Genomic DNA, 15,361 nt, shown 5'->3' with positions numbered 1-15,361 from the left:
GCGTTAGCATCGATAGCAATTTAAAAAGGTCCGCTTGTCGGGCCTTTTTTTATTCGGTTTTCCACCCTTGTCCTGTGTTGTTCATCCTGCCAAACTAGCGGACCAGAAATAAGGAGCCACCATGTTCTTAATTAATGGCTGCGAGCAGAATATGCTGGCCGCAAGCGATCGAGCGACCCAATTCGGTGATGGCTGTTTTACCACTGCGCGTATTATTGACGGCGAAATTTGCCTCTTTGCAGCGCATCTTGCGCGTTTACAAGACGCCTGCCAAAAATTGCTGATCTCTTTCGAAGATTGGTCAGAGCTGCAAAGTGAAATGAAAATGCTGGCGCAAGGGCATGCGCGGGGCGTGTTAAAAGTGATTATCAGCCGTGGTAGCGGTGGCCGTGGTTACAGCGGCGCAAACTGTCGCAGTGCCACACGTATTCTCTCTGTTTCAGCCTGGCCCGATCATTACGATCGTTGGCGACTGGAGGGGATAACGCTGGCGTTAAGTCCAGTGCGTCTGGGGCGTAATCCGTTGCTTGCCGGACTTAAGCACCTGAATAGACTGGAACAGGTGTTGATTCGCTCTCATCTTGAGCAGACGGCAGCTGATGAAGCACTGGTTCTTGACAGTGAGGGATGGGTTACGGAATGCTGTGCGGCTAATTTGTTCTGGCGTAAGGGGGATGTGGTTTACACTCCCCGGCTGGATCAGGCCGGAGTGAACGGCATTATGCGACAATTCTGTATCCGGATGCTGGCACAATCGTCGTTCAGCATTGTCGAAGTGTATGCCGGGTTGGAAGAGGTTATGCAGGCCGATGAAATCGTCGTCTGTAATGCGTTAATGCCTGTTATTCCCGTACGCACCTGTGGCGACACGCTGCTGTCTGCACGTATGTTGTTCGATTTTTTAGCCCCACTTTGTGAGCACCCGAATTAGTCATGAAAAAACTGTTACTTGTTGTCCTGTTATTGCTGGTTGTGCTGGGCATAGCTGCGGGAGTGGGAATGTGGAAAGTTCGCCATCTGGCGGACAGTAAGTTATTGATTAAAGAAGAGACGATTTTTACGCTGAAAGCGGGTACGGGCCGTCTGGTTCTCGGTGAACAGTTGTATGCGGACAACGTTATCAATCGTCCGCGTGTATTCCAGTGGCTGCTGCGTGTGGAACCCGAACTGTCGCATTTTAAAGCCGGAACCTACCGTTTTACGCCCGACATGACGGTACGGGACATGTTGCAACTGCTGGAAAGCGGTAAAGAGGCGCAGTTCCCGTTACGTCTGGTTGAAGGGATGCGTCTGAGCGACTACCTCAAACAGCTGCGTGACGCCCCGTACATCAAACATACGCTGAGCGATGATAATTACGAGACCGTTGCACAGGCGCTGAAGCTGGAAAACCCGCAATGGGTGGAAGGCTGGTTCTGGCCAGATACCTGGATGTATACCGCCAATACAACTGACGTGGCGTTACTAAAACGCGCACATCAGAAAATGGTTAAAGCGGTAGACTCGGTCTGGGAAGGGCGCGCTGAAGGCCTGCCTTATCAGGACAAAAATCAGCTGGTAACCATGGCCTCTATTATCGAAAAAGAGACTGCGGTTGCCAGCGAGCGTGACCAGGTGGCTTCCGTCTTTATTAACCGCTTACGGATTGGCATGCGTTTACAGACCGATCCGACGGTGATTTACGGGATGGGGTCACGGTATAATGGCAAGCTGTCGCGTGTGGATTTAGATACCCCGACCGCCTATAACACCTATACCATTACGGGGTTGCCGCCTGGCCCGATTGCCATGCCGGGAGAGGCCTCATTGCAGGCCGCGGCGCATCCGGCAAAAACGCCGTACCTCTATTTCGTGGCTGACGGTAAAGGCGGTCACACGTTTAACACCAATCTTGCCAGCCACAACCGGTCCGTGCAGGATTACCTGAAAGTGCTTAAGGAAAAAAATGGGCAGTAACTATATCGTCATCGAGGGCCTGGAAGGCGCCGGAAAAACCACTGCGCGTAACGTGGTGGTAGAGACACTTGAGCAACTCGGTATTCGTGACATGGTTTTTACCCGCGAACCGGGGGGAACTCAGCTCGCGGAGAAACTAAGAAGTCTGGTGCTGGACATTAAGTCGGTGGGTGACGAGGTCATCACTGACAAAGCTGAAGTTCTGATGTTTTACGCCGCGCGCGTACAGCTGGTCGAAACCGTTATTAAACCTGCGCTGGCAAAAGGCGCATGGGTAATTGGCGACCGTCACGATTTGTCGACCCAGGCGTATCAGGGGGGCGGACGCGGCATCGATCAAAACATGCTGGCAACCCTGCGCGATGCTGTGCTCGGTGATTTTCGCCCGGACCTGACGCTCTATCTGGACGTGACTCCAGAAGTCGGATTGAAGCGTGCCCGTGCGCGCGGCGAGCTGGATCGTATTGAGCAGGAATCTTTCGATTTCTTTAATCGCACCCGCGCGCGCTATCTTGAACTGGCTGCCAAAGATGCCAGCATTCGTACCATCGACGCTACGCAGCCGCTGGAAGCTGTGATGGCTGATATCCGCAATACCATCACCCAGTGGGTGCAGGAGCAGGGCGCATGAAATGGTACCCATGGTTACGGCCAGATTTTGAAAAACTGGTAGCCAGCTACCAGGCGGGTCGTGGTCACCATGCGTTACTGATTCAGGCATTACCCGGAATGGGTGACGACGCGCTGATTTACGCGCTCAGTCGCTATTTAATGTGCCAGCAGCCGGAAGGGCATAAAAGCTGCGGACACTGCCGGGGCTGTCAGCTGATGCAGGCGGGGACGCATCCTGACTACTATTCGCTGCTGCCGGAAAAAGGCAAAAGCACGCTGGGGGTTGATGCGGTACGTGAAGTGAGTGAAAAACTGTACGAGCATTCACGCCTTGGCGGTGCGAAAGTGGTGTGGATCCCTGATGCTGCCCAGTTAACTGATGCTGCTGCCAATGCTCTGCTAAAAACGCTGGAAGAACCGCCAGCACAAACCTGGTTTTTCCTCGCCAGCACAGAGCCTGCGCGATTGCTGGCGACATTGCGCAGCCGCTGCCGGTTACACCATCTTGCGCCGCCGGCTGAGTCGTACGCAATCTCCTGGCTCGCCCGCGAAGTGACCGCATCTCCAGAAGCGCTGTTGAGCGCATTACGCCTGAGCGCGGGTTCGCCTGGTGCGGCACTCTCGTTGTTACAGGCTGAAAGCTGGGCGCATCGCACAGATTTTTGTGCGGCACTGGCAAACACATTAAACGCAGGTGACTGGTATATCCTGCTCGCGGCGTTAAACCACGATCAGGCCGCCGCCCGTTTACACTGGCTGGCAACGTTGTTGACGGATGCCTTGAAGCGTCCGTATGGGGTTTCCCATTTAACCAATCCTGATGCGCTGGACCTGATATCTTCTATCGCAGAACGGTTATCCGTCGCCCGGATACAGGCGATACTCGGTGACGTTTGTCATTGCCGTCAGCAGTTGCTGAACGTAACAGGCGTAAACCGTGAACTGGTGTTAACCGATCTTATCCTGCGTATTGAGCATTACCTGCAACCAGGCACCGTACTGCCTGTTCCCCATCTTTGAGAGAGACATTATGTTTTTAGTCGACTCACACTGCCATCTTGATGGCCTGGATTATCAATCTCTGCATAAGGACGTGGATGACGTGCTGGCGAAAGCAGCCGCACGCGATGTGAAATTCTGTCTTGCCGTCGCGACCACTCTGCCAGGATACCGCAGTATGCGCGAACTGGTCGGTGAACGTGACAATGTGGTGTTCTCCTGCGGCGTGCATCCGTTAAATCAGGATGAAGCCTATGATGTTGAAGACCTGCGCCGTTTTGCCGCCGAAGAGGGTGTTGTGGCGATGGGGGAAACCGGGCTGGACTATTTCTATACGCCGGAAACAAAGGTGCGCCAGCAGGAATCTTTTATCCATCATATTCAGATTGGCCGTGAGTTACAAAAGCCAGTTATCGTACATACCCGCGATGCGCGGGCCGATACGCTGTCTATTCTGCGCGAAGAAAAAGTGACGGATTGTGGTGGCGTACTACACTGTTTTACAGAAGACAGAGAAACGGCGGGCAAATTGCTGGACCTCGGATTTTATATCTCGTTTTCCGGCATCGTCACGTTCCGTAACGCAGATCAGCTCCGTGATGCCGCCCGCTATGTTCCTCTGGATCGGTTGCTGGTTGAGACGGATTCTCCCTACCTTGCGCCTGTACCGCATCGTGGAAAAGAGAACCAGCCCGCCATGACCCGTGACGTTGCGGAGTATATGGCCGTAGTGAAAGGTGTTGCCGTTGAAGAACTGGCGCAGGCAACCACTGATAACTTTGCCCGCCTGTTTCACATCGACGCTTCTCGCCTGCAATCCGTTCGTTAACTGACTTTTTTTAAAGCTCGTAATTAATAAGCAAAGCGAGTAAAGTTCACCGCCTCAAAATGGGCGGTGAATAACCGGTTTGACACATTCAGAAACGCATTTTATCGGAATGTGCGGATTTTACGGCCATCCACGACTGAATTGTGATAGCCGTCAAACAAAAACAAACTGAATTATTTTACTCTGTGTAATAAATAAAGGGTACTTAGATGCCCTGTACACGGCGAGGTTCTCCCCCCTCGCTAATGCGTGAGAACGTAGAAAAGCACAAATACTCAGGAGCACTCTCAATTATGTTTAAGAATGCATTTGCTAACCTGCAAAAGGTCGGTAAATCGCTGATGCTGCCGGTATCCGTACTCCCGATTGCAGGTATCCTGCTGGGTGTCGGTTCCGCTAACTTCAGCTGGCTGCCAGCCGTTGTATCGCACGTAATGGCAGAAGCAGGCGGTTCTGTTTTTGCAAACATGCCGCTGATTTTTGCCATCGGTGTCGCGTTAGGCTTCACCAATAACGACGGCGTATCTGCACTGGCATCCGTTGTTGCCTACGGCATTATGGTTAAGACCATGGCTGTTGTTGCGCCGCTGGTTCTGCATTTACCTGCTGAAGAGATCGCAGCTAAACACCTTGCTGATACGGGTGTTCTCGGGGGGATTATCTCCGGTGCGATTGCAGCGTATATGTTCAACCGTTTCTACCGTATCAAATTGCCTGAGTATCTTGGCTTCTTTGCGGGTAAGCGCTTCGTTCCTATCATTTCTGGTCTGGCCGCTATCTTCACCGGTGTGGTTCTGTCCTTCATTTGGCCGCCGATCGGGACTGCTATTCAGACGTTTTCCCAGTGGGCTGCATACCAGAACCCGGTCGTAGCGTTCGGTATCTATGGCTTCATTGAACGCTGCCTGGTGCCGTTTGGTCTGCACCATATCTGGAACGTTCCATTCCAGATGCAGATCGGTGAATACACCAATGCTGCGGGCCAGGTATTCCACGGCGATATCCCTCGCTATATGGCGGGTGACCCGACTGCGGGCAAACTGTCTGGTGGCTTCCTGTTCAAAATGTACGGTCTGCCGGCTGCCGCTATCGCTATCTGGCACTCTGCTAAACCAGAAAACCGCGCGAAAGTGGGCGGTATCATGATCTCCGCGGCGCTGACCTCGTTCCTGACCGGTATTACCGAACCGATCGAGTTCTCGTTCATGTTCGTGGCACCGATCCTGTACATCATCCACGCAATTCTGGCTGGTCTGGCATTCCCGATCTGTATCCTGCTGGGTATGCGTGACGGTACGTCGTTCTCCCACGGTCTGATCGACTTTATCGTTCTGTCCGGTAACAGCAGCAAACTGTGGCTGTTCCCGATTGTTGGTATCGGTTATGCGATTGTTTACTACACCATCTTCCGTGTGCTGATCAAAGCGCTGGACCTGAAAACTCCGGGTCGTGAAGATGCTACCGAAGATACCAAAGCGGGTGCGTCCGGCGAAATGGCTCCGGCCCTGGTTGCGGCATTCGGCGGTAAAGAAAACATCACTAACCTCGATGCGTGCATCACTCGTCTGCGTGTCAGCGTCGCTGACGTTGCCAAAGTGGATCAGGCTGGCCTGAAGAAACTGGGTGCGGCGGGCGTTGTAGTGGCGGGTTCCGGTGTTCAGGCTATCTTCGGTACTAAGTCCGATAACCTGAAAACTGAAATGGATGAGTACATCCGTCACAGCTAAGCAGTAAAAAGTTGGGGAGAATTAAGGCAGCCTGCGGGCTGCCTTTTTTAATGCATTAATTGGCCTGAACGCGAATCGGCGCAGTGGCGGCGAACAACCACGGACGAGCCTCTGCGTTCACGCGTGGGGATAACGTCTCTCTGACCTGCTGGTGGTAATCATCAATCCACTGCTTTTCAGCCTCACTTAGCAGATGCAGTTCAACCAGACTTAAATCAATTGGCACCAGCGTCAGCGTTGAGAAGCGACAGAAGCCAGGACGACTGTTGATAATCTCCACCTGATTCTCAATACGGATCCCATATTCTCCGGCCAGATAATAACCCGGCTCGATGGTAATGATATTGCCCGCAACCAGGGGCCAGGGGTTTACTTTTTTGGCAATGCGATGGGGCTGCTCATGGATCAGGAGCTGATGGCCTACGCCGTGTCCCGTACCGTGATCAAAATCCAGACCCAGATCCCACAGCGCCCGACGGCTAAAGGCATCCAGCTGATGACCCTGAGTGCCGCTGGGAAATTGCAGCGAGATAAGCGACAAAAAGCCTTTCAACACAGCGGTGTAATGCAGACGACGCTGCGGATCCTGTGGACCAAACGCGAGGGTGCGCGTTGTATCCGTCGTACCATTATGGTACTGGCCGCCGGAATCATTCAGATACATGGCCTGAGAGGTAATGGGCGTATTGGTTTTTTCGCTGGAATGGTAATGGCACATTGCGGCATTGCTGGCTGAGGCCGAAATCGTGTTGAAGCTTTGCTCGATAAATCCCGGCTGCTGCTGGCGAAATTCCAGTTGCCTGGCCTGAGCTTCCAGCTCAGTGACCGGATTGCCTGCCGCTTCGCGCAAGGGAACTTCATGCGTAAGCCATGCCAGAAAGTTAACCCAGGCCGCGCCATCTTGTTCATGGCATTCCCGATAGCCCGCCAGTTCAACGTCATTCTTGTGCGCTTTCATCAAGGTGATGGGATCGGGTGCCCATAAGACTTCGCCACCGTGTTCTACAATGGCAAAACGCAGCGCGACCGGGGCGTAGTCTTTATCGACCAAAAAGCGTTTCCCTTTGGCTAACTGCTGGCAGCGGGCAAGAAAACTCTCTTGTGGGGCCAGCGTGAGCGTATTCAGCAGTGCAGCAGGGAGCTGCTGGGTTTTGTTGCTATCAACAAACCATTCCAGCTCGCCGCTGCGATGGAGCAGGGCGAACGAAAACGGCACTGGCACCATTGGCAGATCGGAACCGCGCACATTCAGCAGCCAGACAATGTTATCCGGCAGCGTGATCGCCAGAACGTCGGCCTGTTGTTGCGTGAGCAGATCCACGACGCGGGCACGTTTTTGTGTGCTGCTTTCCCCGCTGATTTCAATGGGCATTTCACGAATGATGCCGCAGGGGGCTGCCGGGCGGTCAAGCCATACCTGGTCGAAAGGATCTTGCTCAAGAGGCGCCAGCTCGCAATGGGTCGCCGACAGTGCTTCAAACTGGCTGTTGACCATCAGCAACGGTTCAAAACCGATACGCGCGCCCGCAGCAACGTGAGACTGCAAATAGTCGGCCAGCGGTTCGTCATGTAAATGGTGAATTTCAAAATCATCCAGCGAGACTTCATTGCGCACCTGGACCTGATAGCGTCCATCGACAAACATTAATGCGCGGTCGCGCAGGACCAACGCGAGACCAGCGGAGCCGCTAAAACCGGTCAGCCAGGCCAGCTTATTGTCATGCGGTGTACAATCTTCGCTTTGGTGAGCGTCGGCGCGCGGAACAATCATGCCATCCAGCCCTTGCGCTAACAGCAGGTTGCGCAGAGCGGAAAGAGGAGTTGAGTTGTGCATAGTTACCTTCAGGCCTTAACGGAACGGCGGTTCGTTGAACGTACGTAATTTACGGGAGTGCAGTCGATCGCCTTCAGCACGCAGACGATCGATTGCCCGGATACCTATTTGCAGGTGCTCGGAAATGGCACCTTCATAAAAACGGTTGGCCTGACCAGGCAGTTTGATCTCGCCGTGCAGCGGTTTATCGGAAACGCACAGCAGCGTGCCGTAAGGGACACGGAAGCGGTAACCCTGGGCGGCGATGGTGGCGCTTTCCATATCAATGGCCACCGCGCGACTGAGGTTAAAACGCAGCGCAGAAGCGGAATAGCGTAACTCCCAGTTGCGATCGTCGGTGGTGACGACGGTACCGGTACGCAGGCGCTGTTTAACTTCTTCGCCGGGCATGCCGCTGACTTCTTTGGTGGCGTCATACAGTGCACGTTGTACTTCCGCAATGCTCGGAATCGGAATATCCGGCGGCAGGACGGCATCCAGCACGTGGTCGTCACGCAGATAAGCGTGGGCCAGAACATAGTCGCCAATCGCCTGGCTTTCACGCAGGCCGCCACAGTGTCCAATCATCAGCCAGACGTCAGGGCGCAGTACGGCCAGATGATCACAAATGGTTTTAGCGTTAGACGGGCCAACGCCGATATTGACCAGCGTGATCCCCTGACCGTCGGCGGTGATTAGATGCCAGGCGGGCATCTGATGTTTCTTCCAGGCGAGATCGGAGATGGCCTCTTCTGGAGCTTCCGTTTCAGCGGTGATCCAGATCCCGCCCGCGCATGACAGCGCGATATAGGGGCTGTTCGGATCGAGGATCTGGCTGCAGCCCCAGCGCACGAACTCATCGACATAGCGGGTGTAGTTGGTGAACAGCACAAATGGCTGGAAATGTTCAACCGGCGTTCCCGTGTAGTGACGCAGTCGTGCGAGCGAAAAATCTACTCGTCGGGCGTCGAAGTGCGACAGCGGGGAGAATTCCGCCGGATGATAGGTACCATCGGCTGTTTCATCTCCAATTTGTGACAACTCGGTAGTGGGGAAATGGCGCGTTAATCCGGCGCTCATTGAGCGGTCGAGCGTCAGCTCAGAACCGTCAATCACATAGGGATAAGGGATTTCATGCTGCGACGGTTCGACGGAGATATGCGCATCATAATCCTGATACAGCAGCGTGAGTTGTTCTTCAAGATAGGGACGAAAAAGCGACGGACGGGTGATCGTAGTGGTATAGCTACCCGCATGGGTAAAACGGCCATAAGCGCGGGTTTTCGGGGGATTGGTGGCGCTGCCATCCCAGGTGACACAAAGCGATGGGTAAACAAAAAGACCATTATGGCGGGCGATTATGTCAGGGAGCGTCCCTGTTTCAATGTACTTACCAATGGCGCTACGCAGTGCTTTAACCGACTGCTCGTACAGCGCGTCCAGTTTATCCAGTGCCTGAGTTGGGGTCAGGCTAGAGCCCTTATTGTTCATGTCTGTCTCCTTGTTCCACAGATGTACTGCTCTCCCGATAGTATGTCACAGGAATATGAAACAAAAGTCAGACGTTGAGGAAGATTGTGCGAAGGCCGAATGACCTTCGCATCAGGGCTTAACTGTGCTGCTTATCCCGCATCAGCAATGCAGTGGCGGCGGAAATAAGACACCCGGCCATCAGATAAATGGCCACGCTGTGCCAGTCTCCTCCAGAGAATGTCACCAGTGCCGCAGCAATGAAGGGGGTAAAACCACCGCCAACCACACTTGCCACCTGATAGCCAACGCCTGCGCCGCTGTAGCGATAACTTGCGCCAAACAAACCGGTAAACATAGGCTGCTGTACACAGACCACCATATCGTGCGCAATATTGGCCAACATAATCGCGAAGAACACGATCCAGAAAATAGACTGTGCTTCCAGCGCCATAAAGAACGGGAAGGCGCTCAGCGTACCGACCAGTGCACCGGTAATGTACACGCGCCGTCGACCAAAGCGGTCGGCAAGCCAGGCAAAGCAGGGGATGGTCAGACAGCTCAGTCCTCCCACTAACAAACCGATATTCAGAAACAGCTCGCGGGGTAGGCCCAGGTTCTGCGTAGAGTAATTAAGGGCAAACGCGGTGACGATATACATCGTCAGCAGTTCACATAAGCGCAAGCCGATAATTTTTAAGAATGCGCCCGGATGGCGGATTAACGCCTCGACCACCGGTAACCGCTTTTTCTCTGGTTGCGCTGCCTGTTGCTGCTGTTCGAATTCGGCTGATTCATCCATTCTGTTACGCATCCACAACGCGCCCAAAACCAGTACGATGCTGAACAGGAACGGAATACGCCAGCCCCAGCTCAGGAACTGCTCATCGGTGGTTTGCGAGCTAATCAGTGAGACCAGACCGGTAGAAAGCAGCAGTCCGACGCCGTAACCGACCTGAACGCCACTGCTGTAGAAGGCTTTTTTATTTTTCGGCGCGCTTTCGACCGAGAGCAACGCCGCGCCGCCCCATTCACCACCAACGGCGAATCCCTGAATGGCGCGTAGCGTCACCAGCAGCACAGGGGCCCACCAGCCAATAGTGTCAAAAGAAGGAATAATCCCTATCAGCGCAGTGGCAATCCCCATCATCCAGACGGTGAGCATCAGCATGCGTTTACGGCCAAGGCGATCGCCAAAGTGGCCGAAGATAACCCCGCCTAACGGACGGAACAAAAATCCGACGCCAAAGGTGGCAAATGCGGCAAGTGTTCCCATTGCCGGGCTAACCTGCGGGAAGAACTCGCGATTAAAGACCAGTGCGGCGGTGATGCCATAAAGCAGAAAATCATACCAGTCGACCACGGCGCCAGCGAAGCTACCAAGCGCAGCGCGTCGGGCACGATGAAGCGAAGAGACGTCCTCTTGGGGACCCGCGGAGGTGAGAGTGGAATCCATAGTTATCCTGTCTGTACTGTCTTTTAGTTATTAGTATTGGAATTGGGCTACACACATTGCAGTCGATATATTAACGACCGTTATGAGATTACCGCGACAGACGGGAAGAGAAAACGATTATCTCCCTCACCAGAGGGCTACATGAAAAATAAGATGAATGAAAAACAGAAAAGCAAAAAGCCTGCTTAGTTTCCTAAGCAGGCTTCTTAAATTTGGCTCCTCTGACTGGACTCGAACCAGTGACATACGGATTAACAGTCCGCCGTTCTACCGACTGAACTACAGAGGAATCGTTTGAACGAGGCGCATATTAGCGAGGGCGATGAGGCTTGTCAAAGGGGGAAATACATTTGTGCGTTCGTTTGCTGACAAAATCAGCAAAGCGGCGATCTTTCCGTCTTTTTATGCTTTTGCCCCATTCTGGTGCGCGTCTACCTCTTCCAGGGCAGCCAGAATGAGAGATTCAGGTGTGCAAAAAGTCCATTCTTCACCTTTGAGCCTGACTTTACGCGGTTTTAACCGTAAAACACGGCTGCTGACTAAACTGGCAAGCATCTTGCAATCCTGAAATTAATGACTGCCAGCACGGGTTCTGGTATTCCGACAGGAGGCAAAATGAACTTCAGACGACTGAAATATTTCGTGAAAATCGTCGATATTGGTAGCCTGACCCAGGCAGCGGAAGTGTTGCATATCGCGCAACCCGCGCTGAGCCAGCAGGTTGCTACGCTGGAAGGCGAACTGGATCAGCAACTGCTGATTCGCACCAAACGCGGCGTCACACCGACGGAAGCGGGGAAAGTGTTGTATGCCCATGCGCGGACGATTTTACGCCAGTGCGAGCAGGCGCAACTTGCGGTCAATAACGTGGGTCAGACCCTGGGGGGACAGGTCTCTATTGGCCTGGCACCGGGGACGGCGGCGTCAGCCATCACTATGCCGTTATTACAGACAGTACGAGCAGAGCTGCCCGATGTGCTGGTCTATTTGCATGAAAACAGTGGGGCGGTGCTGAATGACAAGCTGCTCAGTGGGCATTTAGACATGGCGGTGCTCTACGAGCGCTCACCCGTGGCGGGTATCAGCAGTCAACCGTTGCTTAAAGAGGATCTGTACCTGGTCGGGACGCGTGATTGCCCGGGGCAAAGCGTTGATTTAGCCGCGGTGGCGCAGATGAATCTGTTTTTGCCACGGGATTACAGCGCAGTTCGCCTGCGTGTAGATGAAGCTTTTTCGCTTCGTCGCCTGACGGCCAAAGTGATTGGCGAAATTGAATCTATCGCCACCTTAACGGCTGCCATCGCCAGTGGGATGGGCGTCACAGTGTTGCCTGAGTCGGCGGCCCGTTCATTATGTAATGCCGCTAACGGCTGGATGGCGCGGATAACAACCCCATCGATGAATCTGCCATTATCGCTGAACGTCTCAGCCAGAGGGAGCTTATCGCCGCAGGCACAGGCCGTGAAGGAGATCCTGTTGTCGCTGGTAAGCCGTCCGGCACTGGAAAACCGCGAGCTACAGCTGGTCAGCTAAACCTTATTCCCTCCAGGAATAAGATGCGGGTTTTTATTATTTGTTATGCCGGGCATCAGACTTTAACAATAGCGTAATGTCTGATGCGCCCGGAGCGAAAAGTGAATTTCCAGCAACTTAAAATAATCCGCGAGGCGGCCCGTCAGGATTACAACCTGACGGAAGTCGCGAATATACTGTACACCTCGCAGTCGGGAGTCAGCCGACATATTCGTGAACTTGAAGATGAACTTGGCATTGAGATTTTTATCCGTCGCGGTAAACGCCTGCTGGGCATGACCGAACCGGGCAAAGCCTTGCTGGTTATTGCCGAGCGTATTCTGAATGAGGCCAGCAACGTTCGCAGACTGGCGGATCTGTTTACCAATGACACGTCCGGTGTACTGACGATTGCCACCACGCATACACAGGCACGCTATAGCCTGCCCGCGGTGATTAAAGCCTTTCGTGAGCTCTTCCCTGAGGTGCGTCTGGAACTGATCCAGGGTACACCGCAGGAGATTGACGTACTGTTGCAAAACGGTGGGGCAGACATCGGGATTGCCAGCGAGCGACTGAGCAGCGATCCGCTGTTGGTAGCTTTTCCCTGGTTTCGTTGGCACCACAGCCTGCTTGTTCCTCACGATCATCCCTTGGTGAAAACGTCTCCTCTCACACTGGAATCTATCGCCCACTGGCCATTAATTACGTATCGTCAGGGGATTACGGGGCGTTCCCGTATCGATGAGGCATTTGCCCGTAAAGGGTTAGTGCCGGATATTATCCTCAGCGCCCAGGACTCGGATGTGATTAAAACCTATGTGTCGCTGGGGCTGGGAATCGGGCTGGTGGCAGAACAATCCAGTGGAGAGCAGGAGGAGGGGAGCTTAACCCGTCTGGATACCCGGCACTTATTTGATGCAAATACCGTCTGGCTGGGCCTGAAACGCGGGCAACTGCAGCGCAACTATGTCTGGCGATTTATTGAGCTATGCAACGCAGGGTTATCCGTCGATGAAATCAAGCGCCAGGCGATGGAGCCAGATGAAGCCGTGATTGATTATCAGATATAATGCAAAAAGCCTGCTTAGTTTCCTAAGCAGGCTTCTTAAATTTGGCTCCTCTGACTGGACTCGAACCAGTGACATACGGATTAACAGTCCGCCGTTCTACCGACTGAACTACAGAGGAATCGTGTGAACGAGGCGAATATTAGCGATGCCACTCAGCGTTGTCAAAGCCTGAATAGATAAATGCGATTGTTTGCTGAAATATTCCCCATTTCGCCGCTTATTCAGACGCAACCGGTTGTTTTATGCACTTTTCACGCTCGGGGCGAGGATATTTCCATAACCAGCGGCCTGTAACCATACGCCAGTAAAATAACGCGGCGCGCACGGCCCAGTCGAAGAACATCCCTAGCCAAACGCCGACTACGCCCCATCCTAATACAATTCCCAAGGTGTAACCCGCCACAACGCGACAGCCCCACATGCCCAACATCGATACCCACATCGCAAAACGCACATCACGTGCGCCCTTAAACCCTGATGGTAGCACCCAAGATGCTGCCCATATCGGCATAAACGCTGCGTTGAGCCAAATTAGGATGACAATGACCTCTTTTACATCCTGATCGTGAGTATAAAATGAGGCCATAACGCCGGCAAAAGGGGCGGTTAGCCAGGCGATGGCGGTTAAGCCGATTGTTGAGAGCCAGAATATATGGCGTAACTGGATTTCCGCTTGGGCTATCTGACCATTTCCCAGACGCCTGCCGGTAATGATTGTCGACGCTGAGCCTAAAGCATTCCCCGGCAGGTTGATGAGCGCGGCGATGGAAAAGGCAATGAAGTTTCCGGCAATTACGCTGGTTCCCATGCCGGAGACAAACATCTGCGTTAACAGTTTACCGCCATTAAATAGCACTGACTCAATACTTGCCGGAATACCGATCCCCATAACTTCCCAGATAATGGCGAGATTGAGCGGCTTAAAATAGCTTTTGAAGGGAATTCGCAGCGCCGGATTAAAACCAATCATCAGCACCCAGATAATGGCGAACGCACCGATGTAGCGTGAAATGGTCAGCCCGAGTCCTGCCCCCACAAATCCCAGCCCTTGCCAGGAAAAGACCCCGTAGATCAGGATGCTGCTGATGATGATATTTAGGATATTCATACCGCCATTAATCAACAGCGGAATTTTGGTATTTCCGGCTCCGCGAAGTGCGCCGCTACCGATCAAAGCAATGGCTGCCGCCGGGTAGCTGAGCACCGTTAGCTCCAGATAGGTGAGTGCCAAAGCCTTAACGTCGGGAGTTGCTTCACCGGCGACAACGTCAATAATCTGTTCACCAAAATAGTGAATGACCGCTGCCAGCACGGTAGCAAAAATCGTCATGATCACCAGCGATTGTCTGGCTGCTGACCTTGCCCGTCGACGATCTCGTTTTCCCAGGCTAAATGCTACCACCACCGTGGTTCCCAGATCGATGGCGGCAAAAAACGCCATGATGACCATGTTGAAACTGTCGGCGAGACCAACGCCAGCCATTGCTTCTTTTCCCAACCAGCTAACAAGGAAGGTACTCAGTACGCCCATCAACAGCACACAGGTGTTTTCCAGAAAAATGGGGACCGCAAGCGGAGTGATTTCGCGCCAAAAGAGAACCTTATAACTCTTGCGTTTAGCATACCAGGGCGTGCGGGAAGCGACCTGGCGTAAGGCAGCGGAGACGTTCAAAGTGGACCTTAAAGAAGAAAGTTGAAACCTCATTTCAAATGATGAGGGAGAATCCAAAAAGCTGCAAAGTTTTTTCCATTTAAAATGTCTGGAAATGCAACAAACTGTCGAGAGAAGCATCAATTGAAACTTATTCGGGGAAATGGGGTTTGACAAAAATTTTTTCGCCGCTAAGATAAGCCTCCACAACGATTCCTCTGTAGTTCAGTCGGTAGAACGGCGGACTGTTAATCCGTATGTCA

The 15,361-nt window shown here is 53.2% G+C and carries 12 protein-coding genes and 2 tRNA genes; 8 read left to right on the top strand and 6 right to left on the bottom strand.

What is annotated here, in order from left to right:
- The first annotated feature begins 121 nt into the window (after window positions 1-121).
- The 6 genes from pabC to ptsG all read left to right on the top strand — a co-directional run bounded on the left by pabC (window position 122) and on the right by ptsG (window position 6,123).
- Window positions 122-931, top strand: coding sequence for an aminodeoxychorismate lyase (gene pabC / locus FDW87_RS04700; protein WP_016156193.1), 810 nt, complete (start codon window positions 122-124; stop codon window positions 929-931).
- A gap of 2 nt (window positions 932-933) precedes the next feature.
- Window positions 934-1,956, top strand: coding sequence for a cell division protein YceG (gene yceG / locus FDW87_RS04695; RefSeq protein ID WP_016156194.1), 1,023 nt, complete (start codon window positions 934-936; stop codon window positions 1,954-1,956).
- On the top strand, window positions 1,946-2,587 hold the full coding sequence (tmk, locus tag FDW87_RS04690; RefSeq protein ID WP_016156195.1) for a dTMP kinase: 642 nt from the start codon (window positions 1,946-1,948) through the stop codon (window positions 2,585-2,587). Before yceG ends, tmk begins: the two co-directional genes overlap by 11 nt.
- The gene (gene holB / locus FDW87_RS04685; RefSeq protein WP_016152653.1) at window positions 2,584-3,588 is read left to right on the top strand and encodes a DNA polymerase III subunit delta'; all 1,005 of its coding nucleotides are present in this window, start codon (window positions 2,584-2,586) and stop codon (window positions 3,586-3,588) included. The genes tmk and holB overlap by 4 nt, the downstream gene beginning before the upstream one ends.
- A 10-nt stretch (window positions 3,589-3,598) precedes the next feature.
- Entirely contained in the window at window positions 3,599-4,396 is a 798-nt protein-coding gene (locus FDW87_RS04680; protein ID WP_016156196.1) for a metal-dependent hydrolase, read from the top strand.
- Window positions 4,397-4,689: 293 nt separating this feature from the next.
- Window positions 4,690-6,123, top strand: coding sequence for a PTS glucose transporter subunit IIBC (ptsG, locus tag FDW87_RS04675; RefSeq protein WP_016152655.1), 1,434 nt, complete (start codon window positions 4,690-4,692; stop codon window positions 6,121-6,123).
- A 55-nt stretch (window positions 6,124-6,178) separates the two neighbouring features.
- On the opposite strand, the gene FDW87_RS04670 is transcribed toward ptsG, so the two are convergent.
- The 4 genes from FDW87_RS04670 to FDW87_RS04655 form a co-directional block, all read right to left on the bottom strand.
- The gene (locus FDW87_RS04670) at window positions 6,179-7,957 is read right to left on the bottom strand and encodes an aminopeptidase P family protein (RefSeq protein WP_137379497.1); all 1,779 of its coding nucleotides are present in this window, start codon (window positions 7,955-7,957) and stop codon (window positions 6,179-6,181) included.
- 15 nt (window positions 7,958-7,972) lie between these two features.
- The gene (locus FDW87_RS04665; RefSeq protein WP_016152657.1) at window positions 7,973-9,427 is read right to left on the bottom strand and encodes an AMP nucleosidase; all 1,455 of its coding nucleotides are present in this window, start codon (window positions 9,425-9,427) and stop codon (window positions 7,973-7,975) included.
- Between the two features lie 118 nt (window positions 9,428-9,545).
- Complete coding sequence (gene shiA / locus FDW87_RS04660; protein ID WP_016156198.1) at window positions 9,546-10,862, bottom strand: shikimate transporter; 1,317 nt, start codon at window positions 10,860-10,862, stop codon at window positions 9,546-9,548.
- Window positions 10,863-11,075: 213 nt separating this feature from the next.
- Window positions 11,076-11,151, bottom strand: a tRNA-Asn gene (locus FDW87_RS04655).
- A gap of 326 nt (window positions 11,152-11,477) precedes the next feature.
- Between FDW87_RS04655 and nac the strand changes: the two genes are divergently transcribed.
- Window positions 11,478-12,395, top strand: a complete 918-nt coding sequence (gene nac, locus FDW87_RS04650) for a nitrogen assimilation transcriptional regulator NAC (RefSeq protein WP_016156200.1) — start codon at window positions 11,478-11,480, stop codon at window positions 12,393-12,395.
- A 101-nt stretch (window positions 12,396-12,496) separates the two neighbouring features.
- On the top strand, window positions 12,497-13,447 hold the full coding sequence (gene cbl, locus FDW87_RS04645) for an HTH-type transcriptional regulator Cbl (protein ID WP_016152661.1): 951 nt from the start codon (window positions 12,497-12,499) through the stop codon (window positions 13,445-13,447).
- 42 nt (window positions 13,448-13,489) lie between these two features.
- On the opposite strand, the gene FDW87_RS04640 is transcribed toward cbl, so the two are convergent.
- Both FDW87_RS04640 and FDW87_RS04635 read right to left on the bottom strand, forming a co-directional pair.
- Window positions 13,490-13,565 (bottom strand) — tRNA-Asn (locus FDW87_RS04640).
- A 99-nt stretch (window positions 13,566-13,664) separates the two neighbouring features.
- Window positions 13,665-15,152 (bottom strand): EmmdR/YeeO family multidrug/toxin efflux MATE transporter, encoded by a 1,488-nt coding sequence (locus FDW87_RS04635; RefSeq protein ID WP_278085702.1) that lies wholly within the window; start codon window positions 15,150-15,152, stop codon window positions 13,665-13,667.
- Window positions 15,153-15,361: the final 209 nt, after the last annotated feature.

The organism is Citrobacter sp. wls826 (assembly GCF_005281245.1).
GTDB lineage: Bacteria > Pseudomonadota > Gammaproteobacteria > Enterobacterales > Enterobacteriaceae > Citrobacter > Citrobacter braakii.
Note: the sequence above shows the minus strand (reverse complement) of the source record. Positions and strands in the feature narration are given on the sequence as shown.

What these genes read in the sequence shown, in the direction of transcription:
- tmk (WP_016156195.1), top strand. Translation starts at nt 1,946, where the DNA reads ATGGGCAGTAACTATATCGTCATCGAGGGCCTGGAAGGCGCCGGAAAA.
- FDW87_RS04665 (WP_016152657.1), bottom strand. Translation starts at nt 9,427, where the DNA reads ATGAACAATAAGGGCTCTAGCCTGACCCCAACTCAGGCACTGGATAAA.
- nac (WP_016156200.1), top strand. Translation starts at nt 11,478, where the DNA reads ATGAACTTCAGACGACTGAAATATTTCGTGAAAATCGTCGATATTGGT.
- ptsG (WP_016152655.1), top strand. Translation starts at nt 4,690, where the DNA reads ATGTTTAAGAATGCATTTGCTAACCTGCAAAAGGTCGGTAAATCGCTG.
- holB (WP_016152653.1), top strand. Translation starts at nt 2,584, where the DNA reads ATGAAATGGTACCCATGGTTACGGCCAGATTTTGAAAAACTGGTAGCC.
- FDW87_RS04680 (WP_016156196.1), top strand. Translation starts at nt 3,599, where the DNA reads ATGTTTTTAGTCGACTCACACTGCCATCTTGATGGCCTGGATTATCAA.
- yceG (WP_016156194.1), top strand. Translation starts at nt 934, where the DNA reads ATGAAAAAACTGTTACTTGTTGTCCTGTTATTGCTGGTTGTGCTGGGC.
- FDW87_RS04635 (WP_278085702.1), bottom strand. Translation starts at nt 15,152, where the DNA reads ATGAGGTTTCAACTTTCTTCTTTAAGGTCCACTTTGAACGTCTCCGCT.
- FDW87_RS04670 (WP_137379497.1), bottom strand. Translation starts at nt 7,957, where the DNA reads ATGCACAACTCAACTCCTCTTTCCGCTCTGCGCAACCTGCTGTTAGCG.
- pabC (WP_016156193.1), top strand. Translation starts at nt 122, where the DNA reads ATGTTCTTAATTAATGGCTGCGAGCAGAATATGCTGGCCGCAAGCGAT.
- shiA (WP_016156198.1), bottom strand. Translation starts at nt 10,862, where the DNA reads ATGGATTCCACTCTCACCTCCGCGGGTCCCCAAGAGGACGTCTCTTCG.